Below are 24,610 nucleotides of genomic sequence, written 5' to 3' on the forward strand. Positions count from 1 at the left end.
CGATGGAAGTTCACCAGAAACGACCTCGATGATCTACTCGCCAGAGTCGACCAACATCAAGCAGCCGAGACCGTCCCCGCCGAAGCAGCCTGAACAACCCCTCGGCGAACTTACGAGCTCGACCACTTAGGCAAGGGAACCCCAAACGTACGAGGAGTGCCACAGTCAGGTGTGGTTATGAGCTCGAATTCTCCATCTCACAAGGGGATCCCGATCCGTGCGTGGGAGCTTCGACTTACGGACACCGTTGCCGCGTGGGTGAGGCGGGGACACTAGCGATGCTCACGCCGCATGTCGGCTGTGTGGAGCGCGCTCGTCGCTCTCCATCGTGCGACGGTTTTGATCAGCTCGGCCTTTGCCGCCGCTGCCTCCTCGGTTGTCGACGTCCAGAGGTTCACCAGCTCGTCTGGATCGGAGTGGAGGTCGAACAGTTGCCCCTGGTCGGAGTCGAGGAACTCCACGAGCTTCCAGCGCGAGTCTCGAACCATGGTCATCAGTTCGGTGCCGGTGAGGATCATGTCTCGTGCGTGTTCGGCGAAGACGTGTGAACGTCCCTCGAAAGGTTGGCCGCGTAGTGCGGGTACCAGTGATCTAGCTTCCATCCAGGAGGGCGGGGTGAGTCCGGCGAGTTCGAGGACGGTTGGCCCGAGATCCATCATGGACGTCAGCTGGTCGACCTGCTGCCCGCTCCGGATCCGGCCCGGCCCCCAGACGATCGCCGGCACATGGACGCTTCCCTCGTACATGTTCCACTTCTGGCTGTGCCCATGGTCGCCCAGGCAATCGCCGTGGTCAGAGGTGAACACGATGACCGTGTCCTGGAGGACGCCGCGTCGTTCCAGTGCCTCGATCAGGAGGCCGATCTGCTCGTCGATCATGCTGATGTTCGCGTAATAGTGCTGGCGCTGCCGGAGCGACTGCTCCTCGGTTGGATCAGCGAGATGGACGACGGAGTCGTGGTCGACCTCTTGGTGTTGGCGCCGGAGCTCTTTCAACGCGTCCGGCTGGCTGTCAAGGTCAGCGGTGTTGCGTACGGGCAGGGGTATGTCTCGATCCCGGTAGGCGTCGAGGTGCCGCCCGACCGGATCGTACGGAGGATGAGGACCGGGGAATCCGATCTGTAGGAAGAACGGTTCGTCCCCAGGATAGGTGTCAAGCCACCAACGGGCGTGGTTTCCGACGAAGACATCGGAGTGCAGGTCCTCGTCGAGTTGCCATTCGAACGCCCCGAGCCGGTCTCGGTAGTCGGGTCGATGGCGGTGGATCGTTCGGGTCGGCTTGGTCACTCCGCGGATCCAAAGCGCCTTGTCCCACTGGTCATGGAAGAACGGAACCTTCGGGTGGTCCCGGTCCTTGTTCTCCACCACGGTCCTTTCGTGGAAGCCGAGCGGTGTCTCCCACGGGTGGGTGTGCATCTTGCCCACATTGACGCAGTGGTAGCCGGCGGCCGCGAGCCGCTCGACCCAGGAGTGCGTCCACACCTCCTCGTTGCGCAGGACACCGAGGTTGTGCGGGTAGACACCGGTGAAGAGGCTCGCTCGCGAGGGCGAGCAGGACGGAGCGGTGACGTAGGTCTGGGTGAACGCCGTTCCCTCCCTGACCAGGCGGTCCAGGTGGGGCGTGCTGACGTGCTCATGCCCGAGTGCGTCGATGGTGTCGAACCGTTGCTGGTCGGTGATGATGAAGACGATGTTCGGCCGCGCGGTACCACGTGTCATGCGATGTTTAGAACCTTCCTGTCCAGGCGTTCAAACCGCCGGGGCGTCGGCGCCGGCACCGGCGGGTTCGGCGACAAGTTCGTTCCGGAACGTTTCGGAGGCCAGGCCGATGCAGACCAAGCTCAGCACGCAGATCGCGCCCATATAGACCGAGACCGGCCAGAACGACTGGCTGAATGCCGCCGCGAGTGCGGTGGCGATCGCTGGCGTCGGCGCGCCGCCGATGAGTGCTGAGGTCTGGTAGGCCACGCCGAGGCCGGTGTAACGAGTGCGGGTTCCGAACAGCTCCGAGAACAATGTGCCCTGGATGGCGAACATGCAGCCGGTGCCGACCGCCAGTGCGACCACGATCGTTGCCCACACCACAAGGGTTTCACCGGTGGCCAGCAGGGGGAAGTACGCAAACGCCGTGATCAGGCAGACGACGATTCCGAACATGTAGACCGGCCGTCGTCCCACTCGGTCAGAGACGTGCCCGATCACTGGAATGAGCGCGATCTCGACCGCTGCGGCGATCACGAAACCGTTGAGCATCATCTCCTGGCTGAGGCCGAGCCGGCTGGTGGCGTAGGCGATCCCGAAGACGTTGATCACATTGAAGGAGACCGCATCCGCCATCCGTGCGCCGATCGCCAGCAGGATGTTCTTCGGATGCTCCCGCACCAGTGAGGCGAGCGGGAACGACCGCTTCCTGTCCTTCTCCGCGCGGAAGACGGCAGTCTCCGGAAGAGCGCGCCGGATGTAGAAGGCGAGGGCGAGGAAGCACCCGCTGAGCAGGAACGGTACCCGCCATCCCCAACTTTCCACATCGGGATCGGGCAGCAGTTGGATGAGCGAGAAGATGCCCGTCGCGACCAGGAGTCCCGCCGGCGTCCCCATCTGGTGAATGCTGCCCATGATTCCTCGCCGGTTGGTCGGTGCGTTCTCTAACGCGACGAGCGCGCCGCCACCGAACTCGCCGCCGATGCCAATGCCCTGCAGCAGCCGCAGCAGGATCAGCAACAGCGGCGCGGCAGCGCCGATGGTGGTGAAGGTCGGCAGGAGACCGATGACAAAGGTGCAGCCACCCATCAGAACGACCGTGATCAAGAGCATGCGGCGCCGGCCGATTCGGTCGCCGAAGTGTCCGAATGCCACTGCACCAACCGGGCGCATCACGAACCCGGCAGCGAAAGCGCCGAACGACTGCAGGAACGCCGCTGTCTCCGAGGACTCCGGGAAAAACAGCTGCGGGAAGATCAGCGCGGCCGCGGTGCCAAAGAGAAAGAAGTCGTACCACTCGAGGAACGACCCGGACGCTGAGGCGAGCAGCGCTCGCCGCATAGTGCTGCGGGTGGCTGGCGCGGCACTGGACCGGTCGTTGTCTCCCATACCTACCTCCCGGCGCTCATATGAGCGATCCATGGTGCTCGGATGAGATCGGTGCGGTATGGTTTACGCCATCCCGGCACATCGCGTCAAGGGCTCGTCGCCCGCCCGGCTGGGTAACGACCTGCATGGCCGGCGGTCGTGGCGTTACGCAGTCGTGAGGAGAACCGCCATGGAGCGCCAACAGACCGAGTCGACGGCAGCCGACGAGCTGTCTGAGACCGAGCAGGTAGCGCTCGACTCCGGCGACGACATCGCGGTCCGGATCGCTGTCGCGCGTCGCTACTACCACCAGGACCAGTCCAAGGTGACCATCGCGAAGGCGCTCGGGCTGAGCCGCTTTCAGGTTGCGCGGATCCTGCAGGACGCACGCCGCTCGGGATTGGTTCGGATCGAGATCGGAGCGCCAGGACGGCGAGACCGCGAGATGTCTGCCGCCCTACAAGAAAGACTCGGACTGGGCAAGGCCGTGGTGGTCAGTGCGGAGCCCTTCTCACCGCACTCGGCAGTCGAACATGTCGGACGCGCTCTTGCCGAGGAGGTTGTCGCCGCCGTAAAGGAGGGCGAAACGCTCGGGATGACGTGGAGCAGTGCCGCTGTCGTGATGGCGCAGCATGTAGGGCAGCTGCGCCGGTGCAGCGTTGTCCAGCTCGCCGGAGCGATCTATCCACCGGCAGGGATGCCCGGATCGGTCGAGATCTGCCGCACCATTGCACACGCAGCGGGCGGCGACAGCCATCCGATCTACGCACCCCTGGTAGTCGCTGATGCCGAGACCGCCGGCGGCCTACGCCGGCAGCCCGAGATCGCCGACGCGCTGATTCGGCCCCGGTCGCTGGACGTGGCCGTGCTCTCCGTAGGTGCCTGGCACGCGTCCGCGTCGGCCGTCTACGACATGCTCACACCCGACCAGCAGCAAGAGGTCTCGGCCGCGGGCGGATGTGGAGAGATATCCGGCCGTGTCTTCGACGCCGAAGGGCATTTCATCTCCACCCCTCTCGACGATCGCGTCATCGGCATAGGCGCTGAGGACCTGAAGGCGGTCCCACGTCTGCTGACCTCCAGCCACGGCGCCTACCGGGCCGATGCGACGCTCGCGGCCGTCCGGGCTGGCGTGGTGCACACCCTCGTCGTCGACAGCGAATTGGCCTCTGCGCTGCTGTCATAGCCCAGATGGGAGGCTGAGCTCGGCGACGGCATTGTGTCCCGCCAGTCATGGCATTACCTTCCCAGATATGCGCGGCCGCCGACTTGGGCATCTGCGGAGAGCCAAGGATCTCGCAGAAGCGTACGGATGAGTGACGAAGCGCGGGCAAGACAGGCGCTGTCATCCTTTTCGACCCCGATCTTCAATGAGAACAGGGCAACCAGAAGGGTGTCGATGTCGAGCTGCTGCCGGAACAGCGGATTGTCCGGGGCGTGATATCCAGACAGCACCGGTTCAATGTCAAGACCCGGCCCACGGACCCGCAACACCGCAAGATCATGGACCAACGACCCGGCTCCGGCATCCCCGAAATCGATGACACCCGAAACTCCTCCCGCTTCATCCAGATAAATGTGATTGGGACCAAGATCTTCGTGGCACAAGACCGGATCCGGACACGGGAAGGTGTCGACGTACCGCTCCAATGCCGCGAACATCTCGTCGAACTCCGTCGGCGTAAATCCGGCCGCCAGCACCAGGTTCCGTTCGGCCCGCCGTTCCTCCACCTCTGTCCTCGTGCGAGCAGCCCAATCTCCCGGAGCAGGGACCTGACCCAACCGGGCGATGATTTCACCAATTTTGGCCAGCGCTGCGTACCGTTGGTCAGCATCGAGAATCGCCCACATCTGACCGAAGGGCCGACCCGGAACAGCCCGCTGGACCATGACGGGGAAGTCCTCTCCGTCAATCGTCACCATGTCCACCAGCAAGACCTCGGGTCCCGGAACACCCGCTTCACGGGCGCGCTCGATCGCCCTGGCTTCGCTGATCGCTCCGCCGAGGCTCCGAGTTCCACCAAAACGGCGGATCCGGATCACGACATCATCGCCTTGCGTCGTTTCGACGCGATAGACCTCGTTCTCGTAGCCTTCGACGATCCGCTCGACCTGATCAAGCTCTCCACCGGTACCCCGATGCGCCAAGGACGCCAAAACCTCTCGTGAGGTCGACACTGCGGCATGCATCTCGCGGATGTAGCTGCTGGGCCAGTCCGATGGCGACGGCATGATCGAGATTGCACCAGAAATCCGCCAACCAAGCCAACGAAATACCTGCTTGTTCAACCACAGGCCGTCCGCGAGGGTCCCCTGGCCCGCACCAAGACTACGACCCGGCATCGTGGCAACAGAGGATCATCAACCGTCGATACCTGGGCGCGGTCACGACCGCGACCATGCCCTGTCCGCAGGGGATCCCGCAGCGGACGGCTACGACCAGAGTGGGAATCGAACGATGGGTGCAGACCGGCCGGTCTGCGCCGCGTGATCAGCCGCCCGAAAATTGAGTTTCGATCTGGCTCATCTGTTGCGACACTTCCCGGATCGCACAGCCGGGAGGCTCCTCGTGCTTGAGCAGGTCAGGGCGCCGCTGCGGTTTCGTCCCTTTACTGTGGTGCTGTCGGGTGAGGGGCTATCCATGGTGGGCGATGGCGCCTTCGGCGTGGCCCTTGCCTGGTTGGTGCTTCAGGAAACAGGTTCGGTGGCTGCACTGGCGTCTGTCCTCTTGGCGCAAGCGATCCCGCGCGGTCTGCTCATGCTCTTCGGCGGAGCCATTACCGACCGGCTGTCGCCACGAACCGTCATGCTCTGGTCTCACATTGTGCGGGGCGTAGCCGTAGCCACAGTGGGTACCTCGCATGGGTCGGCAGCGTCCAGATGTGGCAGCTCTACTCGCTCGCTGTAGTGACGGGCGTAGCGGCAGCCTTCTTCGGACCGGCGTCGGAAACCGTCCTGCCCTTCCTGCTGCCTGCTGAGCATCTTCCGCGCGGCAACGCCCTCCAGGGCGCCGTCGAGCAGGTCTCCATAATCGCAGGACCGATGCTAGGTGGCCTGCTAACTGCCGGGTTCGGCCCAGCCGTCGCTATCGAGCTCAATGCCCTCACATTCCTCGTCGCGGCCATGACGGTCCGTGCCGCACCACCCCGAGTAGAGACTCACCAGGAGGCGATGTCGGTCTCAGGCGTCCTCAAGGAGATAGGAGAAGCCCTGGGCGTCGCCCGTCGGAGTCACGAAGTACGGATCGTCCTGCTGATTGTCAGCGCCTCCACGCTGGCCTACAGCGGCGTGTTTGCTGTGGGGCTGCCTGCACTTGCTCAATCGTTCTCGGGCAACGCCGTGGCGCTGGGAACTCTGATATCGGCGTGGGGCGTCGGTCAGCTTCTTGGCACCATCTCAGCCGCGATCACCGGTCTACCTCGACGGTGGGGCCTGCTCATCATCGGCATGACCGTCGTCGAGGCGACAGCCTTCGCCCTGTTGGGCGTCTCGCCCAACGTGTTCACCGCCTCCGCGATTTTGGTGGTGGTGGGCTTCGGCGTCGCATACTCCAGCGATGTGGCGCTTCCGACGTTCATCCAGACCCGCACTCCCCGGCAGTTCCTGGGACGCATAAGCAGCCTCATCGGCCTTCCGTACGTCGTCTTCGAACCGGTCTCCATCGCTCTGCTTGGCGCCGTGCTTGCCATATCCGTCGGTTGGGGATTCGCCGTTGCAGCCATTCCGATGCTCGCGGTTGGCCTCTGGCTGTGGTTCGATCCGCAGGCCCGGAACCTGAGCACTGACCCACCTGACTCCGAGGCGGGGTCGGATGTGCCAGAGGAGCCGAAGCATCCTGAACACCGGACCTTGTAGGCCGTGTGGATCACGGCAGGACTCCCGCACGGGCGTAGCCGGGCGGTGCACCGCGTCAGCGGGACCTTGGTCCGTATAGAGAGGGCTGTTCGGCAGTCGGCCGATCGTGTCCGGTAGGGAACCTCCCGCGTACGGATGCCGATCCCTTGCGGACCTCCGGATCGTCGCCGTGGTGCTCGCGTCGGGATCGACGGTTGGCGTTCCCTAACCGGACAGCCTGCCACCTCACTGGCCTCCGCCCGTAAACCATCAGATCACCTGGTCCGCGTAGCCGCTCGCGGTGGCCGTCCAATGGGAGATGTACCCGGCGGATCCCCAAACTGTCCCTCTCGTCGCCGAGCTCGTGCCGATCGTCGACGGTAGGCGGGTGACAAAGAGCCGGACGCCTGGCTGTTCGCCGCACCCGAGGGTGGACCGCTGCATGAGTCGAACTGGAGGCGCTCCGTCCGGTGGCGCGACGCCCTCACATCGATCGGCGTACAGTCCTTGCGCGTGCACGACCTCCGCCACACGGCGATGTCGATCGGGAAGGCAGGCGCCGCCGCCAGACCTCCGCTCCCAGGTGTGGCCTCTCAGCGAGCCAGGTCCAGGCAGCGGCGGGCGAGGTCCATCCGCCAGGCTGCGTCCTCGACTGGAGTAGGCGAGACGTTCAGGCCCGCGGTGGTGAAGCAGTGGTTCGCGTGCCGGGCGGCCATCAGCAGCGGAAGGTGGGCCTCCCACTCAGGCGGGAGCGGCCGGGCGCTGCGATAGCCGTCGAGGAACGCCCGACGCAGCGGCGGATAGCCGGGATTGTCGAAGATCGCGCCCGGGTAGCCGGCAAGGTTGCCGAGCAACGGACACAGGTCGTACAGGTAGTAGCCCCACCCGCAGTCGTCGAAGTCGAACACGCTGACGTCCCAGCCGTGGGCCCGCCGACGAAGAAACACGTTGCCGAGGATGTAGTCGACGTGGATGACCCCGAAGGATCCGGCAGTGCCGTCGAGCGTGTCGAACAGCTCTCTGGCACGGTCGGCGAGCTCGTCGAAAAGCTTCCGGTCCCCGGGCGCGAGGATCTCCTCGAGCCCGAGCAGCGGCCGGAACGGCGAGGCTTCGGCAGCGAACATCCCGTCGACGTCCCAGCGCGGCAGGTCGAAGCCGGCCGGAGGTTCGAACGACTGTGAGGCGTTGTGCAGGTGTCCGAGCGCCTGCCCGAGCCGATGGACGGCGCGTGGACCGAGGCCCTCGCCGGGTACACGGACCTGACCGTCCACCCAGGTCAGCAGATCGCCGTGTCGCTCGGGACCGGAGTCCGCTTCGGCCGCGCCGCGGGCGAGCCGGACGACGAGGTTGCCGTCACGGTCCGGAACTGGCTGGGGCGTTGCGACGCCGAACTCCCCGAGCGGTTTACCGACCGCCTGCAGGAACTGCAGCTCCGACCGCGTGTGCGCGACGGATCGGTAGCCAGGCCGGTGGACCCGGAGAACGAACCGAGAGTCGGGCCGGGCGTCGACGGAGCTGTCGAGCGTTCCCCGTCCGGTAGTGGCGTCGGCCAGGACCTCAAAGGTCGCGTTGTTCCCGAGGGACAGTGGCCGCAGGCGCGTGGTCGGCGGCAGGCAGTACCACTCCAGCGCCGACCTGGCCAGGTCCTCCAGCGCACTCGCCCGGCTCTGAGTCCTGTCGTCTGTCGCCACGCGCGCGGAGCCCCCTCGATCGTCAGTCGGGTGTGCGACGTTCGTCCGCGGCGCGGACCCGCGGTGACCATAGATCTTCGCCGTCGCCGGTGGCCATTCGTTTTCAGGCGGGTTCAGATAGCTCAGTCGGCAAGAACGGCGGAGGGAGGCAAGCAGACGCCATGGTCCTCGACCGGCTCCGCACCCTTGCGAGGGACGTCGACCCGCCGGCGACGAGGAAACCCACACCTGGGTTGGATCATGCAGACCGCTCTTCCCCGTCATCCTCGCACCCAGCCAGATTGAAGGTCGGAGCGGAACGCGTCAAGACTCGGCGGAGCCGATCACATGTGATGCCGAAGGCGGTCTTGACGCGTGCAGTGGAGACCTGAGACTGGCGTGCGAGGAAGGCGGGGCGGTCACCGGCGCTTCCACGGCGGATCCGGGGTCCTGACGTACGAGGCTTATCCAAGATCCAGACGTTGTCGTTCCAGCATGCCGCGTAGCAGTGCGGCTTGTCCCACGTGCTGAAGTGCCTCGACCAGGACGCCGATCAGGCGAAGGTGGACACTCGCGGTATTGGTGAGGGTTGGGCTGGTCACCAACCGATCAGGGTCGTCGTCGGGAGCTCGGTCAAGGTATGCGTCGATCATCTCGACCACGGCGACGTGATAGCCGGCAAGAACATTCGGCCCCGGGCTGCGGAATGCTGCAGCTTGCAAAGCGGAGTGCCGGTAGCCGGTGTCGTTGGCATCTGGAGCACGACCGAAGCGAGCATGCCAACCTTCCGACTGCCACAACTGCTGCTGGTTCTGCAGCTCGCTGACGTTGCGGTCGTAGCTGCGGGTCAGGTGCCAGACGAGCCAGCCGATCGAGTTTGTGCCCGGCTCAGCGGCGATGTCGAGCCAGGATGCGTCCAGACCATCGAGTACAGCCAGCACCTCCCGCTCTGTGCGATGCACCAAATCGCGCACCAATGGCTGCCAACTCGTCACAACGCCATGATCACACGTTCGCTGAGCGTGCCCGGGCTACACCAAGAACATTGGTCGCGTCCGCTCGAGGATCCCTCAACGGACAACTGTTGGCGGCCGCCGAGACATCAACGCGGCCGCCCGCAGCTTGGCGGCCTGCTCAGCGAATGACTTGATCGCCCTGCTACTGCAGGTCGGTCGGATCGGTTCAGTCGGCGTCCTGGGTCGGCAGCGGCTGGACGATGCGACCTTTGCTTGCCTCACCGTCGTGTAGATGGCGTTACTGTCCTCGCCTGGGCTGACCACCGGGGCGGGGAAAGGCTGACGGTTGAAGGCGTAGCATGAAGCGTTGTGGTGGCCGATTCGAGGCTCCGCGCCGATTTCGCACAGGCCTACTGATCCTCGGTGTTACCGCCGTCTACTACGCAGGTGGACAGATAGCGGCCCTGGAGGGTGTAGGACAAGGACAGGTACGGCTCCTTTGGCCACCACCAGGCATCGGTCTAGCCGCACTACTCCTATTCGGAGTGCGTCGGCTCCTGGGTGAACCTCACTGCGAGCGATCGCAGCCGCGCGTACTCCTCGTGAACGTCGTCGTCGGCGAATGAGGTGTACGGGATGCCGTCGGCGACTAGCGCCTCCTTGAACGGCTTCGCCGCGGGGTGTGCGTCGGGTTCGACGAGTACGAGCTCGGTGCCGTCCCGATCTAGCCCGCTTCAGTCGGTCACCTCTGGCTGGTGTGCCTAGATCCGTGGGTGGAGGTAAAACCGCGTCAGCTTTCGCCCGGCCGCACCCCAGGCGTACCAGGACGTTGGTTCGAACTCCAGTTGTGGCACGGTGAACCAGCTGGCCGTAAGTGAGCCGTACATCACCTTTGCTTGGTCAAGATCGGGACCGATCATCGCGATGTCGTCTCCGAAGTTGCTGGCGGCGTATACGTGACCCTGATGAGTCACGATCTCGCCGTACCCGCTGAGTTTGTCCTGGTGCACTACATGGCCCGTGGGTAGGTCCAGCGCGAACCACGTGCCGCTGGTCCGCTTGTACAGCCCGTACAGTACGTCGCCGTGCACCTCGATGTGCTGCAGGCTCGGCTGCGATGGCAGCGGCTCGGTCCGCCAGAGCACCGAGCGGGTGCGCAGGTCGAAGGCTGCGATCTGCGCAGTTGTGCGAGTCCGCGGCACGCTGCCGCCTCCGTAGGTGTCGCCGGCCAGGTAGGCGATTCCGGCGTGCACGGTGACCGATACGACTGCCTGGTCTGGCAGGATGTCGGGGTAGTTCTGCAACTTCCCTGTTGCCAGGTCGAGAATGGTCAGTGCGCCGGTGAGGACGCCGGTACCCGGGGCGCTGGCGATCAGCACCAGCCCGCGCTCGGTATCGTGGGCCATCTCCCAGGGCCGCTGCAGCCCGGTTTTCCCGAAGGAGCGCACGTCACCGGTCGCCGGGTCGAGCTCGATCACCTCACTACTCGGGTAGAGCGCCGCCAGCAACTTGCCATCGAGCGGCAGCATCGCCTTCGGCTCGCCCGCCACGCGGAACCGGCGGGAAGTGCCCTTCCAGGGCCGGTGAGCGGTGAGGCCGTAAGCGCCGCCGACATAAACGGCGTGTCCCGGATCGAGCGAGATGGATTGGATGAGGTCCGGGCCCGCAACGTCAGTGTCGGCCAGGTCGAACAGTGCACTCTCGCCGCTGGCAAGGTCGCGGTACCACAGGCCGCCGCTCCCACCGGCGACGATCAGGCCATCGTCCTGTCGAACCAGCCCACGGTTCTCGTCCCCGACATTCTCCAGGCCGACGAACTCAAGCGTGGTCTCACCATCGCGGCGAAAGATGCTGCCGTCGCGGCGTGCGATGCAGTACAGCTCGCCGTCCGTCGCCACGGTCAGCGCGTCGATCGGTTCCGTGACCGGCGCAACCAGGACCTTCACGTCGGATCCGTCAGGTGCGAGGTCGTAGACCGCTCCCTCGGCGCTGGCGATGACCCTGGAACCCGTGGCGTGAATGGCATAGATCGCGCCCGGGCCCGGACCGACCAGTTCGGGCGGCAGGATGTCTCGCCTCTCGCCGGTGATCCGGTCGATCGCCACGACGTGGCGCTGCGGCGTGGTACCGACGTAGACGAACCGGTCGTCCGCGGTGATGACCCGGGCGAACTCGACCGCCGGATGCGCGCGCCCGAGACTGCGTAGTACACCGTTTGCCGGGCTGTATTCCCACACCTCACAGCCCGGTGAGGTTCCCCCATAGACGGTCCCGTCCGGGGCGGTCGTGAGGCACCAGACGAAACCGCTGCCCTGGACGAGCTTGCCGAGGAGCTCGGACTCCCCGGTCGCGGGATCATGGCGGTAGAGCTCAGCTTGCGGGTACGTCCCGACGCACACCTGCCCGTTCGAGACCGTCGCCGCCCAGCCGCCGTCGCCGGTCGGTACCCGGCCGATCCGGGTGACTGTTCGGGCCGCCAAGTCGATGGTGACCAACTTCGGTGGAGTCTGACCGCGCGTGACGGCATACGCCATGCCGCCATCGGTGGCGAAGCCTACGATCGCTGCGGTCACTGACGCTGTGCCGAAGGTCTGCGGCTCCGGGCGCCCAGTAGCCGCCGCCGCAGTCCTGCCTTGGACGGTGTCGAGCAGAGCGGCCGCCCCCATGCCGCCTGCCGCGGTCAGCGCTGTCGCAGACAGCAGCGTCCGCCGTCGGAGCCCTGTGGTCTGCTCTGCCATGGGAGACCCCCTTCTTGGTCCCGCCGCTTCCGTGCCGCTCGGCGCGGGCGCCGGTGGAACCAGGAAAGGTAGTGCCGGCGGGTATGCAGCAGAGCCCGAACTTCCGGTTTCGGTCAGGACCTAATCCCTCGGTTGGCCACCTGTCACCAACAACGCCGCCGGGTACTACCCGCACCCCGAGCCCCACCCCTTTTGCCCGCAAGATCAAAGGACACGTGGCGTTCTGGAACGTCCAGCATCGCCGCTATGGTGCTCCGGTTTGTCGCCTACTACGGCCGGTACGAGATCCGGATCCTGCGGCAGGGAGCCGCCGCCGACCCGATCGTCAACGCCACCGACAACCTGCAGCGGTGGGCGTCAAACGGGCTCGACCGGCTCGGCGCCCCGACCATCGCTGTCACACTCGGCCTCCTGCTCCTGCTTGTGGCAATTCCTCCCCTCGTACGCCGGCGTACCCGGAACACACCCCCAGGTGAGGTGCCGGGTCACCCATCCGGCCCGTGCCGATCGGGGATCAACCGGGGTGAGGACCGCGGCCTGGGAGTCGGCTTGGTGTTCGTTTGCGGATCCCTCAGTGAGGCAGTAGGTCCCCGAGGGTCCTCATTGGACGATGGGGTTTTAGAGCTGCAGCGCCTCGAGCGCTCGTAGGAGGAATGCGTCCCGACGATCGGTTGGAGTGCCGATGTCTGGGGGTGTTGTTAGGGCGGCGACAACATCCCAGTATGCGAGTGAGCCCAGTGGCTCGCCGTTCTCGGACTCCCAGCCGGCGAGGATCTCGTCGGCGGCGTCCATCCCATAGGTGAGGACAGCGCTGAGCCGCGTGTAGCCCAGGTCCACTCCTGGGTGGCCGACGCCGGCGCATCCCCAGTCGAATAGGCCGGTGCATTCCTCGTCTACGGCCATTGCGTTGCCTAGCCAGGCGTCACCGTGTACCAATCCGGCCCTATCGCGTGGTCGCGGGATGCGCGCAAGGGTGTCGTCAGCCTGGCGCAACAGCCGCTCACCTGCCGCCCAACGTGGTGACCCTGCATACCGTCGCCGCTCGTAGAGGAAGCCCACTCCGGGATCCATCGCCCACTTCCGCGTAGGCAATGCGGTCGAGGACTCGATCCCGACGCCATGGACCCTGGCAAGCCGAGCGCCCAGGGACCGTAGTCGCAGCGTGCTGTATGCCCCGCCGGCGATCGGCTCACCTGCCAGAACCGACTGTACGGACGCCACCCTGCCCGCTTGGTGCCCCTCGGCGTCGAGACCCAGCAGCCGTGGCGAGGAAATCTCGAAACGCTCCGCTGTGCGCAGCGCGGCAGCCTCGGTCCGCACATACGTACCGTCCTTGCCCTGCCCATCGGCGCCTGCAACACGAAGAATCCCGAAACACTGCGACGACTCAGAAGACTCCGTGCACTGAACGAGCCACGGGCCCACGCCCTCATGCAGGTCACGCACCTCGGTGAGCTGCCCAGACGGGCACAGCACGTCGACTGCCCAGGCCAGTGTGGTGTCGCTTGGAGAGTGAATCATTCGAAGGTCCCTTCGACAGCGAATGTGTCCGAAGGGGAGCGGACGGGGAACTCAAGCGTCTCACGCTCGTCCCGATCCCGCCCACCGGAAGCCTGTCTGAACACCCCCCCCCCACGTCAAGCGCTTCTCCTGACGTGCAGGCACATCCCCGATCACAACGCTGACCATCCGACACCACAAGGTGTCCGGTGAGGGATCCCCATCCGTACGCGGGAGGTTACGAGAGCCTCAACAAGCTGCGGATCATTCCCGCAGGGCCTAGCGACGTCGACGCGCTCTTCCGTATCTATGCCGACGTTGCAGCCGAAGGCGGTGCCGAGCCTCAGCCGGGGAGGCCGCTGCGCGAGGTCTTCATTGAAGGGTGGGTACGGGACCGAGCGAGTTCGTTCAGCGGCACGATTCTGGTGTGGTCGGGATACCGAGGGAAGTACCAGGCATCCTTCGGCGGTAGGAGACACCCAGCCGGCACGTCCACGGTCGCACCGCCGTCGGCGATTGTTACCCGCGCGATCTCATCGACGAACTCCGGTCGCACAGAGTCTTCAGGCATGTGGAGCTTCCCACGTCTCACGCGCCCTGCGCCCATCAGTTGCTTCCGTACAGCCACCACAGCGTACGAGCCGCGCGACACCTCCTCGCCCGGCTCGCCCACGGTGGCTCATGGTCGTCATGATGCTCCAGGTTGCGGCGCCCCTGGGGACCCTCTGCTGCTCGTACCGGACGTCGCCGGATGGAACGCCAGGCGGGTGATCGTCTCGGTCAGTTTGGCGTGGGTGACACCCTGTTCTGGCGGGCGTAGTAGAGGTGGGACGCTGGGCACCGGAGGGCTTGACGGACATCAGGTTGTCCTTTCGGGGGCTGTTGTCGTTGAGGGGAGCGGCGCCGTGGGTTTGCGGGTTCGGATCCCTGTCAGGAAGGCGAGCGCGGCTGCGGCCGCGGCGGTGAGGGTGACGATGCCCAGCGGTGTTGCCGTGTGCGGGCCGGCGGCCCCGACCAGCGGGGCGGCCAGACCTCCGAATGCGTAGCGGGTCAGGCCGAGGAAGGAGGCGGCGGTGCCGGCCATGGTCGGGAAGTCCCGCAACGCGATCGCTGTCAATGCGGGGGAGGCGAACGCGACACCGGCGACCATGACGAACAGCGGCACGATGAAAGCGATCAAGGGCAGCTGTATTAGACCGGTGATCAGCAAACCGCCGGCGCCGGCGGCACAGGCCGTCAGGCCAACGGCCACAGCCCCGCGTTCCGACCAGTGTGACACTTCGGCAATTCGGCCGCCGAGGAAGCCGAAGAGCATGAACCCCAGCGAGTTCAGGCCGAATGCGAACGAGTACTCCTGCGGGGAGAGCCCGTAGATGTCTTGCAGGACGAAGGTGGCCCCGGCGAGGTAGGCGAACAACGCCGCGCCGGTGAACCCGCCCACCAGCAGCGCACCGACGAACGACCGGTCGAGGAGTAGTCGTTGGAACGATCGCACGCTGCTACCCAGGCCACCTGAGTGTCGCCGCTGGACCGGAAGTGTCTCACCGAAGATGATCAGGCTGACCGTGAAGATGATGACGCCGATACCGGCAAGGGCGAGGAACACGCCGCGCCAGTCAGTGATCGCGGCGAGTTGGCCGCCGAGGACCGGGCCGATGATGGCCGCCAGGCCGCCGATCACCGCCAGTCGGCCGTAAAAGCGCACCAGTTGGCCGCCGTCGTACAGGTCACGGCCGGCGGCCTGGGCGATCACGATCCCCACTGCTCCAGCGGCCCCTTGGAACAGCCGGGCGATGATCAACATAGTCACCGACGGGCTGATCGCGCACGCAAGCGAGAACAGCACGTATGCGGCGATTCCGACCAGTAACGGCCCGCGACGGCCGAACCGATCCGAGAGCGGCCCGGCGATGATCTGCCCCAAGGCCAAACCCACCAGACATGCCGTCATGGTCAGCTGTGCCGTCGACGTCGAGGTGCGCAACTGGTCGGTCAACTGTGGCAGTACCGGCAGATACATATCCATCGAAATGGGCCCGAACACCGTCAGCAACATCAGCACGATCGACAGTCCGACACCAACCCGCGCCTGTGCCTGTGCCTGGTGGTGTTGCGGCATCGGGGTGGGCCCTTCTTGACGATCAACGGAGTAGGTCCACCAAACCGCCGTTTTCTGGCCTGTGGGAGTCTCTGCCGAAGGGTGTACTGGCAGGGCATCCCTTGCCTCTGGTCGGTGTCGTAGCGTCGATGGCGTGGACAACCGGGATGTGGTGCGCGAGTTCCTCACCACCCGTCGCGCCAAACTCACCCCCGATCAGGCGGGCCTGCCGGCTGGCAGCAATCGGCGGGTACCCGGGCTGCGCCGCAGCGAAGTCGCGATGCTCGCCGACGTGAGCATCGAGTACTACTCCAAGCTCGAACGCGGCAACCTCGCCGGCGTCTCTGACAGCGTCCTGTCCGCGGTTGCGCGCGCCCTGCAACTCGACGACGCTGAACGCGAGCATCTGTTCGATCTCGCCCGCGCTGCCAACGGCGCGACCGTCACCCCGCCACGGCGCAAGCCCAAACAGTGGGTGCCGCGGCCGGGTCTGCAGCTCGCTCTGGACGCAATCACGGCCGGTCCTGCGTTTGTCCGCAACGGACGGCTGGACATCCTGGCCACCAACGCGCTCGGTCGGGCGTTCTATGACCAGGTCTTCGACGGACCGGGGCGGGGGAACTTGGCCCGGTTCAACTTCCTCGACGACCGTTCCCGCGACTTCTACCCGGACTGGGACACGGCCTGCGACGTCAGCGTCGCGATCCTGCGCACCGAGGCCGGCCGCGACCCTCGCGACAAACACCTGCAGGACCTCATCGGGGAACTCTCGACGATGAGCGAACAGTTCCGAACCCGGTGGGGTGCGCACAACGTGCGCCGGCACGGTGCCGGCACCAAGAACTTCCACCACCACGTCGTCGGCGATCTCACCTTGACCTACGAAGGGCTGGAACTCACCGCCGAACCCGGCCTGTCGTTGCTGATCTACACCGCCGAACCCGGCAGCCTCTCCGAAGAAAACCTCAAGCTGCTCGCCAGCTGGGCAGCCACCCAGACAGATCCCGACACAGCCCGCGGCACGCACCCCGCCAAGGAGAACCAGCAATGAACATCGAACCCAAGTCGCCGACCAACAAGGGCTCGGCTGACTGGTTCACCGGGGATGTGTGGGTCGACCCAATCGCAGCACCTAGAGACGGCGACCAGCGTATGATCGTCAGCCGGGTCCGCTTCGCCCCCGGCCCGCGCACCGCGTGGCACGCCCACGGCCGCGGCCAAACCCTGCATGTGACCGAAGGAATCGCCCCGCTGGGCACCCGTGACGGGACCGTCATCCGCGCCACGCCTGGTCAGACGATCTACACCCCACCCGGCGAAGAACATTGGCACGGCGCCGCACCCGAAGACTTCACCGAACACCTCGCCATGCTCGAAACCTCCCGGCGCGGATGCCGAAGACCGCTGGTTCGAGCACGTCACCGACGAGGACTACCGCGCAGCAGCGGAGGGCTGACAGATGCACACTCGCACCCTCGGACAAGGTCTAGAGGTCTCCGCGATCGGTCTGGGCTGCATGGGCATGTCGCAAAGCTACGGACCCAATCCAGGCAGCCGCGACGACATGATCGCTGTGATCCGGTCCGCCGTCGAGCTCGGCGTCACCTTCTTCGACACCGCCGAGTCCTATGGCCCGTTCGTCAACGAGGAACTCGTCGGTGAGGCCCTTCAACCCGTCCGCGACCAAGTGATCATCGCAACGAAGTTCGGGTGGCACTTCGAGAACGGCAAACTGGTCGGCCTGGACAGTCGCCCCGAACATATCAACCAGGTCGCCGATGCGTCGCTGCAACGGTTGCGCACCGACGTGATCGACCTGTACTACCAGCATCGCGTCGACCCTGACGTTGCGATCGAGGACGTCGCCGGGGCAGTTGCCGACCTCGTCCAGGCCGGCAAAGTCAAACACTTCGGACTGTCCGAAGCATCAGCATCAACCATCCGCCGCGCGCACGCCATCCACCCCGTCACCGCTGTCCAGAGCGAATACTCGCTGTGGACACGCGACCCAGAACCCGAAGTGCTACCCACGCTCGCCGACCTCGGCATCGGGTTCGTCCCCTTCAGCCCGCTGGGCAAGGGCTACCTCACCGGCACCGTCGACACCAGCACCACATTCACAGAAGGTGACATTCGCAGCACCATCCCGCGGTTCACCGAACAAAACCGTGCTGCGAACCAGACACTCGTCGACCACGTCGCCGAACTCGCGAAGAACAAGAACGCCACCCCCGGCCAGGTCGCACTGGCCTGGCTGCTCGCCCAACACCCCTGGATCGCCCCCATCCCCGGCACCCGCCGCACCCCCCGAATCGAGGAGAACGCGCGCTCCACACAAGTCCCGCTGTCCGCAGATGAGCTCGCCGACCTCGACACCCTCGCACAACGCGTCGGGATCCAAGGCGCACGCTACAACGAGTTCCACCTCGGACTCGTCGACCGCTAAACCCATCCACCTCACGCCGAACGCCCGAAGAACACCATCCACCCAGGCCCGTGATGAGATCCGTAGGAGGATGCGGAGGCATGGCCGCTGTGACTCGTCTTGTGACGGTCGTTGATATCGACGACAGACCTGCTCGTGCCGTAGACGCCCCGACGGTCGACGATCCGGCGCCGGATCGTGTCGAACCGGGGCTGGCTCCCGTGACCGGGCCATACGTGGACGACCCGCGCCAGATGTCGCTATCGGCGTTGCATCTGGCGGTCCTCGACGACGGGCGCCGGTTGACGTTGCTCGACGACCGAGGTTGGGGCGTGAGCGGCCCTCCAGACGTCTGGCGCCAGACCTCGGACGAGCAGATCAAGGCAGAAGCTCGCACGGTGGTGGGTCCGGACGAGCCATACGGCAACCGCACCCAAACCGACATGGCCGCAGACCGCTGGGCCTATCTCGCCGGCATCCTCCGACACCAGGGCGTGCTCGTCGACGCCCAGACGTTGCGCCGACTCCCGCACGATGTCGAACTCAGCGCGAGGCTGCGTACCCGTATCGCAAGGACGTGACACCGGCTCCACAAGTGCTTCGCGTCCAACAAACTCAGGAGGGTGTGCGTCCGGAAACGAGGTTTTCTGGACACCTGACATTCCGATCGCGACACGCCGACCCAGGGGCGTCCAAACTCGCGCTCAGACAGCGCGGCACGGCATGGTCACGGCATCGCATCCAGCATGTGCCCGTCCGCGCCTACGCCGTGATGACCTGGGTTAAAGCCCAGGCCCAGGTCATCACGGCAGGTAAGCCAGCCTCGGCCGGCGCATCAGCTGTCGTACTCGATCGCCGCTTGCAAGGCGATAGCCCGCGACCTGGCGTGAACCTGCACCGAGAACGTCGCTTCCTTGGTCACGTTGCAAACTTCGTCGCCTTCTGATGTCGATAAATGCCTCTCCACCGATCACCTCCAGGTCGAGCACACGCGCCGGCGGCGCGAGCACTGTTGAACACCACACCGTCGGCTACCGGCACCCGACGATCGCGAGCCGATGGCCGCCCCCCTCTGGCCAGCGGGCACGATCGACGCCTGGCGCGCCAGCACCAGACGCGCCGTTCCGGACCAGAGGTGTTGTGGATCTACCCTGCCGACCCGCCGGACTCGCCAGCAACCGAGGTCCAGCGGCACCGCCGACGTGGCAACGCAGTAACCGGGAGACCACGGTTACGGGGTCTTGCCGTACGCGTCGTGGTAGTTCCACCACACGTAAGGGGGGGTCTGCGGATAGCCCTCCGGCGAGTCCTCCCACTCCTCCTGACGGCCGAGCGCGGTGATATCCAGGTAGCTCCAGGTGCTTCCCATCGCCTCGTCGCCCCGGAGGTCGACGAAGTAGGTCCGGTAGATCTGCCCGCCGTCGCGGACGAAGGCGTTGGTCCCGTGCCACTCGTCCACGCCGAAGTCTTTGTCAAAGTCGTCGATGAGCGTGTACCACGGATCAGCTCCCAGCCCATGCGCTCCTTCAGGCCGTGGATCTCGGCCTGGGGAGCGCGCGAAACGAACGCGAGCGTTGTGTCCCGCGCGTTCAGGTGGGCGGGGTGCGCGACCTGGTCGGCGAGGAATGAGCAGCCCACGCAGGCACGCTCAGGGTAGGCACCGCCCCCCTGCGGGTACGTAGTGACGTCTGGCGCGTAGAAGGCGCGGTAGACGATCAGCTGCCGGCGACCCTCGAACAGGTCGAGGAGGCTAACCGGGCCGTCCGGCCCGTCGAAGCGGTACTCCTTCTCCACCGCCATCCACGGCATCCGGCGGCGCTTGGCGGCCAGCGCATCGCGGGCGCGGGTCAACTTCTTCTCCTCGACCAGCAGCCGCTCGCGCGCGGCATCCCACTCCTGCGATACCTTCCCCTCAACATCGCCGATCGGGCGGCCACGACCCCTCCACTTGCCAACCGCCTAAGCCTTTTCTGCCAAATCTGCCGACCGCTACGCTCACCCGCAACAAGCAGCCGTGTTGCGACCACCGCCAGAATCCGCCGATCCGCTAACGGACAGCACGAGACGCCCCGGGGAATCGAAACGTCGTCCCCATTGGGTCACCGCTGACGCGGTATGACCGAGCACCAGGCGAGCACCGCCAGCACGATGGGTCGCCAGGACTATGTGACGTCTCGAGCACCGTAGGCAAAGGCACCCTGACGGTAGCGAGACAAGATGCTTGTGGCCACTTCCTCCGGAGTCCCCCGTGGCTCGATGATCAGGTGCCGGGCGTCGATGCGGGCTTGCTCGAACTGTTCGTGCATATACCGCCTACCGGGCTCGTCGTCACGGTTTCCCTCCCGGGTGGTGACGTTCTGCACGCAGCGTTCTACCGAGGGCAGCAGAACGGCGTAGTGCAACTCGTTCAGTCCTGTGGCTTCGAAGAAGGTCGGCAGGAACCATGGCCCCATAACTCCGTCGAAGACGGATTGGTATCCCCCCCGCGCGAACTGCCCAGCTGCCGCACCCGAGGCGCGGATGACCGTCTGGTTCTGATCCTTCGCCTCTGGCAGCCACGGCTTCTGCACACCCTGGTCCAGGAATCGGAAGAAGGCGTCTCCGCGGATCAGGACGCTTGGTGAGAGACGCGAAGAAGCGATGGAGCTGACGGTCGACTTCCCGGCTCCGGGTGGGCCGGCGATGACAAGCAGGGTGGACATGTGGCCCTGTGTATCCGCATCGCACGGCGTTATCAAGGCAGCCGCCTTCGGAGCGACCAGCAGACGCCTGTCCGGCGGCACCATCGCGCAGGTAGTACTGGTCAACGGCTCGCGACGGCCGGCAGTGGGTGGTGAAGCAGATTCCCCGGCTGCCTGCGTCTGCACTGGCTGCCGAGGTCGAAGGCCTGACCGCACTCGGAACCAGCGGCACGGTCGCCGTCCCGCGCGTACACCCCCAGGGCGACGACGCCATAGTCATGGAGGCCTTGCGGCCATCCGACGACGACAGCCCGACGTTCTGGCAGCGGCGTCCCAGGCTCCCGCAGTGCTGTGACGAGATGACCAACCCCTTGAGACGTCTTCAGGGCTACTGATCGAAAGGCGTTCGCAAGGGGATCCGCATCTGAGACGGCCTGATCACCGGTGGTGACGCCCGCGATCGGGCGACGAACCGTCTCGCAGCGGTTCCTCAGCGGACGCAGTTCATGTTGCTGCTACCAGTGTCGTTCTCCGAACCTCGCTGGCAGCCGGATGTCTCGGTCAGGTGGCACTCCAGCACGCAGATGATCAACGCCTCCTACACCGGCGCCGTCATCCGCATCGATCCCATCGGGCATTACCTCGCCGCAGCAAGACCGTCGCATGGGACAGCAACATGAGACCCGTTGTGACGATGATCACAGGGCCGTGTCGGGGTACGGCGACGATCCGGGACCACGGCGGTGATCGCCCGTGTGATTGAAGCAGGCGATGCCGATGGGCGGTGCAGGCACGTCCACCCTGACTATGGTGCCTGGCCGACCTCGGTCTCACCTTGTCGAGGAGGTCCACACCGACGACATCCACGCGCGTCTTGCCGAGCTCGACCACTCGGCCAGCTGATCGCCGGTTCAGCTCGTCATCGCCGCACCGACATCGAACTCCGTGCCGAACGGGTCCGTGATGTTCGCGACCCGCCCGTAGATCATGTCGTAGGGCTCGGCCGAGGTCCCACCCGCGTCGACCGCTCGCCGCGCCGCCGCATCGGCGTCGTCCACCTGGAACAAGGTCCCCCAACGGGACTTCGTGGCCTTTGGGTCACCGGCGATGCCGCCGATCTCGTGGCCATCCGGTCTGCGCAGGAACGTGAAGTCGAGCTCGGGCATGTCCGGGTTGGCATCCAACGTGTAGCCGAAGACCGCGACGTAGAAGTCGCGCGCGGGCCCGGATTCCGCGGTGACCAGGTCGTTGCGGAGCAGGGCGTTCGGCTCGTTGACGATCTCGCAGCCGATGTGGGCACCGGCCTGCCACAGTCCACACTGCGCACCGGTGGTGTCCTTGATGATCGCCGTCCGGCCCTGGTCCAGCACGTCCATCGGACCGGTGATGATCGAGCCGCCCGCGTCCCGCGCTCGGGCGGCCGCGGCGTCACAGTCATCCGTCGCGAAGTAGACGTTCCACCAGAAGTCCGTGGCGTCGGGATCGGGGTTCGGCCTGATGGCCGCGACGGGTCTGCCCCGTAGCAAGCACTGGGTGTAGTGGCCGAACTCCGCCGGTCCCACATCGAACTCCCAACCGAACAACGCGCCGTAGAAGGTCATCGCGCGGTCGAGATCCGGGATGCCCAGGTCGATCCAGGTCGGTGTGCCAGCCGGCTGCGCTCTGCCAGCAAGAGAAGTAGTTGTACACCGTCTTCCACGGCGGAAGATCGACCGGCATCGCTCGCCACTGGATGCCGTTGTCGAGCACGTAGTAGATCCCGTTGACGATGTCGCGACGGCAGTGCTCCTCCGGGCGCCCCACCCCCAGGAGCAGTGACGCAGGTTCGGGGAGCAGCGGATCGATCTGCGCCCACTCCGCATCACTCATATCCGACGGATACCGGCTCACCCGCGTCTGCCGGCGACGGTGGAACCCCGACAGACGGCAGCACCGCTTGACCCGACCCTCATCCAGAGTGGCAACGACAGCACCAACACGGCAGACTAGCAACGGAACTCCTGGTATATCGGCGACTTCAAGCACCGCTCGATCTACCAGGAGTTCCTTCCATCACCAGCCAAGACACGGCCACCAAGATCAACAGAGACGAAGCTCACACCAGAGAACCAGGTTCAGGAACAGGCTCTGAGTAACGGTCGCAGTCGCACAAGGTGCAGACATGCATGTCGAGCATGTCGAGAAGTCGAAACATCACATGCCCGTCGAACCGATGCCCGCACCGACACAGGTCGCTCACCAGCTGAGTCCCCTTACGGCCGTTGCAGCGACGGTGCGCCGGTCGAAGGTTGGAGGGTTCGACAGGAACGGCGCCACATGGTCGACCACTCCGCCCGGGATGCCGGCAGTCGTACAGTCCTACTGCGATCGGCTGACGACACAAGAGTTCGCGTCGACGCCGGACCCGTCGCGCTTAGCCGGGACTCCTACGTTAGGTTCGGCGGTGTCGATGTTTGGATCAGAGCCGTGGCAGCAGGTTTCTGACCTCTGAGAGTCGGTAGGGAAGGTGGACATCCAGCGCTGGTCCATAGATGCCCTGTTGCGCGGTTGCGATCATGGCGAAGCAGGAGTTGATGTGTCGTACCGCTTCCATCGCTGGGAGTGCAGCTTCTTGGTTGGCTGACAGAGAGCGTTCTGAACGGTAACCAGCCAGGAAGGACCTTCGTAGGGTCGGTTCGTCGCCTATGTTGGTGAGCATTGGCGCGAGATCGTAGAGAAGAGGTCCCCTTCTGGCCTCGGCGAAGTCGATGACTGACAGGTCGCCGTCTTGCCAGAGGCAGTTGCCAAGGGTGTAGTCCATGTGCAGTGCCCCTTCCTCGAGCTCGGAACCGTCGAGCGCGGCGAGCCTCCGCCGGACCTTGGCCAGAGCCTGTTCGAGGACAGCCTGGTCGCTTGGTGAGAACCACGGTGCGATCGGCTCCACGTCCTCCGCTGAGGCGTTGGCAAGCAGCCATATCTCGTCGTGGACCGGAGGAGACTGCTGGGGCAGCCTCGCGAACGTGAGCGACGCCACGTGAATCCTCGCCAACGTCACGCCGAGCCGATGAGCGTCGGATTCAGCCAGCCCATCGCGCCTGACGACTCCACTCATCCACGTTGTTGCGTCGTAGTAACGCGGCGAGGAGTCCCCTCCGGAAGCGGTGAACAGGTCATCGCCGCTGGACGATTGGAGGGGCTCCGGCACCGGCAGCCCGCAGGATCGCAGATGCCGCAGGAACGCCAGCTCGCCTCGGATCATGTCCGGATGCCGCTTACCCGGTTCGTGAGCCCGCAGTGCGTACGGTCCATGGCCGGTTCGAACGCGAAAGACGGCACCACTCCACGTGTCGATCGGCTCGATGGCCTCGATGACGAGCCCGAACCCACGGCGTGCTGCTTCGACCGCACCATCACGCACCTCGCTAGAAGGTTGGCGCACAGCTGAAGCTCCTTCGACGTGATCAAGATCTAGGAGGAAGATCTTCGGTTGACCTCCGTGAGAAGGCTCGCCTCCGATGGGTCCACGCCGGAACCCTAGTACCCCGTGGTTGAGATCTTTTGACGGTTCGTTTTGGTGAGGATCTGGTCGGCGGTCTTGGTCCAGACGAAGGGGTGGCAGCGGTCGTTCCAGCCGGTGATGAATTGGCGGATCTTGGTGATC

Annotated in this window: 19 protein-coding genes and 5 pseudogenes; 8 read left to right on the top strand and 16 right to left on the bottom strand. The window is 65.4% G+C overall.

Translation table 11 applies throughout. The annotated features are described in order from the left end of the window. Positions 1-272 precede the first annotated feature (272 nt). Together ABNF93_RS33170 and ABNF93_RS33175 are read right to left on the bottom strand one after the other, a co-directional pair. The gene (locus ABNF93_RS33170) at positions 273-1,718 is read right to left on the bottom strand and encodes a sulfatase family protein (protein ID WP_349332226.1); all 1,446 of its coding nucleotides are present in this window, start codon (positions 1,716-1,718) and stop codon (positions 273-275) included. A 30-nt stretch (positions 1,719-1,748) separates the two neighbouring features. Next, positions 1,749-3,089, bottom strand: a complete 1,341-nt coding sequence (locus tag ABNF93_RS33175; RefSeq protein ID WP_349332227.1) for an MFS transporter — start codon at positions 3,087-3,089, stop codon at positions 1,749-1,751. A 169-nt stretch (positions 3,090-3,258) separates the two neighbouring features. Here ABNF93_RS33175 and ABNF93_RS33180 point away from each other — a divergent pair, with 169 nt between their 5' ends. Then, positions 3,259-4,254 (top strand): sugar-binding transcriptional regulator, encoded by a 996-nt coding sequence (locus ABNF93_RS33180; protein WP_349332228.1) that lies wholly within the window; start codon positions 3,259-3,261, stop codon positions 4,252-4,254. Positions 4,255-4,307: 53 nt separating this feature from the next. On the opposite strand, the gene ABNF93_RS33185 is transcribed toward ABNF93_RS33180, so the two are convergent. Further along, positions 4,308-5,357 (bottom strand): phosphotransferase family protein, encoded by a 1,050-nt coding sequence (locus tag ABNF93_RS33185; protein WP_349332229.1) that lies wholly within the window; start codon positions 5,355-5,357, stop codon positions 4,308-4,310. Positions 5,358-5,709: 352 nt separating this feature from the next. Between ABNF93_RS33185 and ABNF93_RS35155 the strand changes: the two genes are divergently transcribed. Together ABNF93_RS35155 and ABNF93_RS33190 are read left to right on the top strand one after the other, a co-directional pair. Then, positions 5,710-5,976, top strand: a complete 267-nt coding sequence (locus ABNF93_RS35155; RefSeq protein ID WP_502877672.1) for a hypothetical protein — start codon at positions 5,710-5,712, stop codon at positions 5,974-5,976. Then, a complete protein-coding gene (locus ABNF93_RS33190; protein WP_349332230.1) occupies positions 5,949-6,923 on the top strand; it encodes an MFS transporter in 975 nt (324 codons plus the stop codon). The genes ABNF93_RS35155 and ABNF93_RS33190 overlap by 28 nt, the downstream gene beginning before the upstream one ends. Before the next feature lie 572 nt (positions 6,924-7,495). On the opposite strand, the gene ABNF93_RS33195 is transcribed toward ABNF93_RS33190, so the two are convergent. From ABNF93_RS33195 to ABNF93_RS33210, 4 genes and pseudogenes are all read right to left on the bottom strand, one after another. Beyond that, positions 7,496-8,593: a phosphotransferase enzyme family protein gene (locus tag ABNF93_RS33195; RefSeq protein ID WP_349332231.1), complete on the bottom strand. Its 1,098-nt coding sequence runs from the start codon at positions 8,591-8,593 to the stop codon at positions 7,496-7,498. A gap of 443 nt (positions 8,594-9,036) precedes the next feature. Beyond that, positions 9,037-9,567 carry a DinB family protein gene (locus ABNF93_RS33200; protein WP_349330883.1) on the bottom strand — a complete coding sequence of 177 codons (531 nt, stop codon included), beginning with the start codon at positions 9,565-9,567 and terminating at the stop codon, positions 9,037-9,039. Between the two features lie 497 nt (positions 9,568-10,064). Then, a pseudogene (locus ABNF93_RS33205) lies at positions 10,065-10,232 on the bottom strand (VOC family protein); the annotation flags it as partial. Between the two features lie 57 nt (positions 10,233-10,289). Next, on the bottom strand, positions 10,290-12,266 hold the full coding sequence (locus ABNF93_RS33210) for a ligand-binding sensor domain-containing protein (RefSeq protein WP_349332232.1): 1,977 nt from the start codon (positions 12,264-12,266) through the stop codon (positions 10,290-10,292). 246 nt (positions 12,267-12,512) lie between these two features. Here ABNF93_RS33210 and ABNF93_RS33215 point away from each other — a divergent pair, with 246 nt between their 5' ends. After that, complete coding sequence (locus ABNF93_RS33215) at positions 12,513-12,914, top strand: hypothetical protein (protein ID WP_349332233.1); 402 nt, start codon at positions 12,513-12,515, stop codon at positions 12,912-12,914. Here ABNF93_RS33215 and ABNF93_RS33220 read toward each other — a convergent pair. Both ABNF93_RS33220 and ABNF93_RS33225 read right to left on the bottom strand, forming a co-directional pair. Continuing rightward, positions 12,885-13,787 carry a phosphotransferase family protein gene (locus tag ABNF93_RS33220; protein WP_349332234.1) on the bottom strand — a complete coding sequence of 301 codons (903 nt, stop codon included), beginning with the start codon at positions 13,785-13,787 and terminating at the stop codon, positions 12,885-12,887. The genes ABNF93_RS33215 and ABNF93_RS33220 overlap by 30 nt on opposite strands. Positions 13,788-14,625: 838 nt before the next feature. Then, entirely contained in the window at positions 14,626-15,822 is a 1,197-nt protein-coding gene (locus ABNF93_RS33225; RefSeq protein WP_349332241.1) for a multidrug effflux MFS transporter, read from the bottom strand. A 196-nt stretch (positions 15,823-16,018) separates the two neighbouring features. Here ABNF93_RS33225 and ABNF93_RS33230 point away from each other — a divergent pair, with 196 nt between their 5' ends. From ABNF93_RS33230 to ABNF93_RS33245, 4 genes and pseudogenes are all read left to right on the top strand, one after another. Next, on the top strand, positions 16,019-16,915 hold the full coding sequence (locus ABNF93_RS33230) for a helix-turn-helix transcriptional regulator (RefSeq protein ID WP_349332235.1): 897 nt from the start codon (positions 16,019-16,021) through the stop codon (positions 16,913-16,915). 101 nt (positions 16,916-17,016) lie between these two features. Further along, positions 17,017-17,142 (top strand): annotated as a pseudogene (locus tag ABNF93_RS33235) (cupin domain-containing protein); the annotation flags it as partial. A gap of 181 nt (positions 17,143-17,323) precedes the next feature. Further along, the gene (locus ABNF93_RS33240) at positions 17,324-18,310 is read left to right on the top strand and encodes an aldo/keto reductase (protein WP_349332236.1); all 987 of its coding nucleotides are present in this window, start codon (positions 17,324-17,326) and stop codon (positions 18,308-18,310) included. Between the two features lie 80 nt (positions 18,311-18,390). Beyond that, on the top strand, positions 18,391-18,870 hold the full coding sequence (locus ABNF93_RS33245; protein ID WP_349332237.1) for a hypothetical protein: 480 nt from the start codon (positions 18,391-18,393) through the stop codon (positions 18,868-18,870). A gap of 650 nt (positions 18,871-19,520) precedes the next feature. Here the strand turns inward: ABNF93_RS33245 and ABNF93_RS33250 are convergent. The 7 genes and pseudogenes from ABNF93_RS33250 to ABNF93_RS35170 form a co-directional block, all read right to left on the bottom strand. Beyond that, on the bottom strand, positions 19,521-19,748 hold the full coding sequence (locus tag ABNF93_RS33250; protein WP_349332238.1) for a DUF899 family protein: 228 nt from the start codon (positions 19,746-19,748) through the stop codon (positions 19,521-19,523). A 104-nt stretch (positions 19,749-19,852) separates the two neighbouring features. After that, positions 19,853-20,140, bottom strand: a pseudogene (locus tag ABNF93_RS35160) (DUF899 family protein); the annotation flags it as partial. Between the two features lie 311 nt (positions 20,141-20,451). Further along, positions 20,452-21,075, bottom strand: coding sequence for an ATP-binding protein (locus tag ABNF93_RS33255; RefSeq protein WP_349332239.1), 624 nt, complete (start codon positions 21,073-21,075; stop codon positions 20,452-20,454). Positions 21,076-21,881: 806 nt separating this feature from the next. Next, on the bottom strand, positions 21,882-22,679 hold the full coding sequence (locus ABNF93_RS33260; protein WP_349332242.1) for a VOC family protein: 798 nt from the start codon (positions 22,677-22,679) through the stop codon (positions 21,882-21,884). Further along, positions 22,675-22,839, bottom strand: a pseudogene (locus ABNF93_RS35165) (transposase); the annotation flags it as partial. The gene ABNF93_RS33260 and the pseudogene ABNF93_RS35165, both read right to left, overlap by 5 nt. A 589-nt stretch (positions 22,840-23,428) precedes the next feature. Then, entirely contained in the window at positions 23,429-24,388 is a 960-nt protein-coding gene (locus tag ABNF93_RS33265; protein ID WP_349332240.1) for a phosphotransferase enzyme family protein, read from the bottom strand. A gap of 95 nt (positions 24,389-24,483) precedes the next feature. Beyond that, positions 24,484-24,610, bottom strand: a pseudogene (locus ABNF93_RS35170) (IS630 family transposase); the annotation flags it as partial.

It is taken from the genome of Actinopolymorpha sp. B9G3 (genome assembly GCF_040120725.1).
Classification (GTDB): Bacteria; Actinomycetota; Actinomycetes; order Propionibacteriales; family Actinopolymorphaceae; genus Thermasporomyces.

Excerpts from the sequence above, each read along its gene's own strand:
- ABNF93_RS33170 (WP_349332226.1), bottom strand. The coding sequence starts at position 1,718 with ATGACACGTGGTACCGCGCGGCCGAACATCGTCTTCATCATCACCGAC.
- ABNF93_RS33175 (WP_349332227.1), bottom strand. The coding sequence starts at position 3,089 with ATGGGAGACAACGACCGGTCCAGTGCCGCGCCAGCCACCCGCAGCACT.
- ABNF93_RS33180 (WP_349332228.1), top strand. The coding sequence starts at position 3,259 with ATGGAGCGCCAACAGACCGAGTCGACGGCAGCCGACGAGCTGTCTGAG.
- ABNF93_RS35155 (WP_502877672.1), top strand. The coding sequence starts at position 5,710 with ATGGTGGGCGATGGCGCCTTCGGCGTGGCCCTTGCCTGGTTGGTGCTT.
- ABNF93_RS33190 (WP_349332230.1), top strand. The coding sequence starts at position 5,949 with ATGTGGCAGCTCTACTCGCTCGCTGTAGTGACGGGCGTAGCGGCAGCC.
- ABNF93_RS33210 (WP_349332232.1), bottom strand. The coding sequence starts at position 12,266 with ATGGCAGAGCAGACCACAGGGCTCCGACGGCGGACGCTGCTGTCTGCG.
- ABNF93_RS33215 (WP_349332233.1), top strand. The coding sequence starts at position 12,513 with ATGGTGCTCCGGTTTGTCGCCTACTACGGCCGGTACGAGATCCGGATC.
- ABNF93_RS33220 (WP_349332234.1), bottom strand. The coding sequence starts at position 13,787 with ATGATTCACTCTCCAAGCGACACCACACTGGCCTGGGCAGTCGACGTG.
- ABNF93_RS33225 (WP_349332241.1), bottom strand. The coding sequence starts at position 15,822 with ATGTTGCTGACGGTGTTCGGGCCCATTTCGATGGATATGTATCTGCCG.
- ABNF93_RS33240 (WP_349332236.1), top strand. The coding sequence starts at position 17,324 with ATGCACACTCGCACCCTCGGACAAGGTCTAGAGGTCTCCGCGATCGGT.
- ABNF93_RS33245 (WP_349332237.1), top strand. The coding sequence starts at position 18,391 with ATGGCCGCTGTGACTCGTCTTGTGACGGTCGTTGATATCGACGACAGA.
- ABNF93_RS33255 (WP_349332239.1), bottom strand. The coding sequence starts at position 21,075 with ATGGTGCCGCCGGACAGGCGTCTGCTGGTCGCTCCGAAGGCGGCTGCC.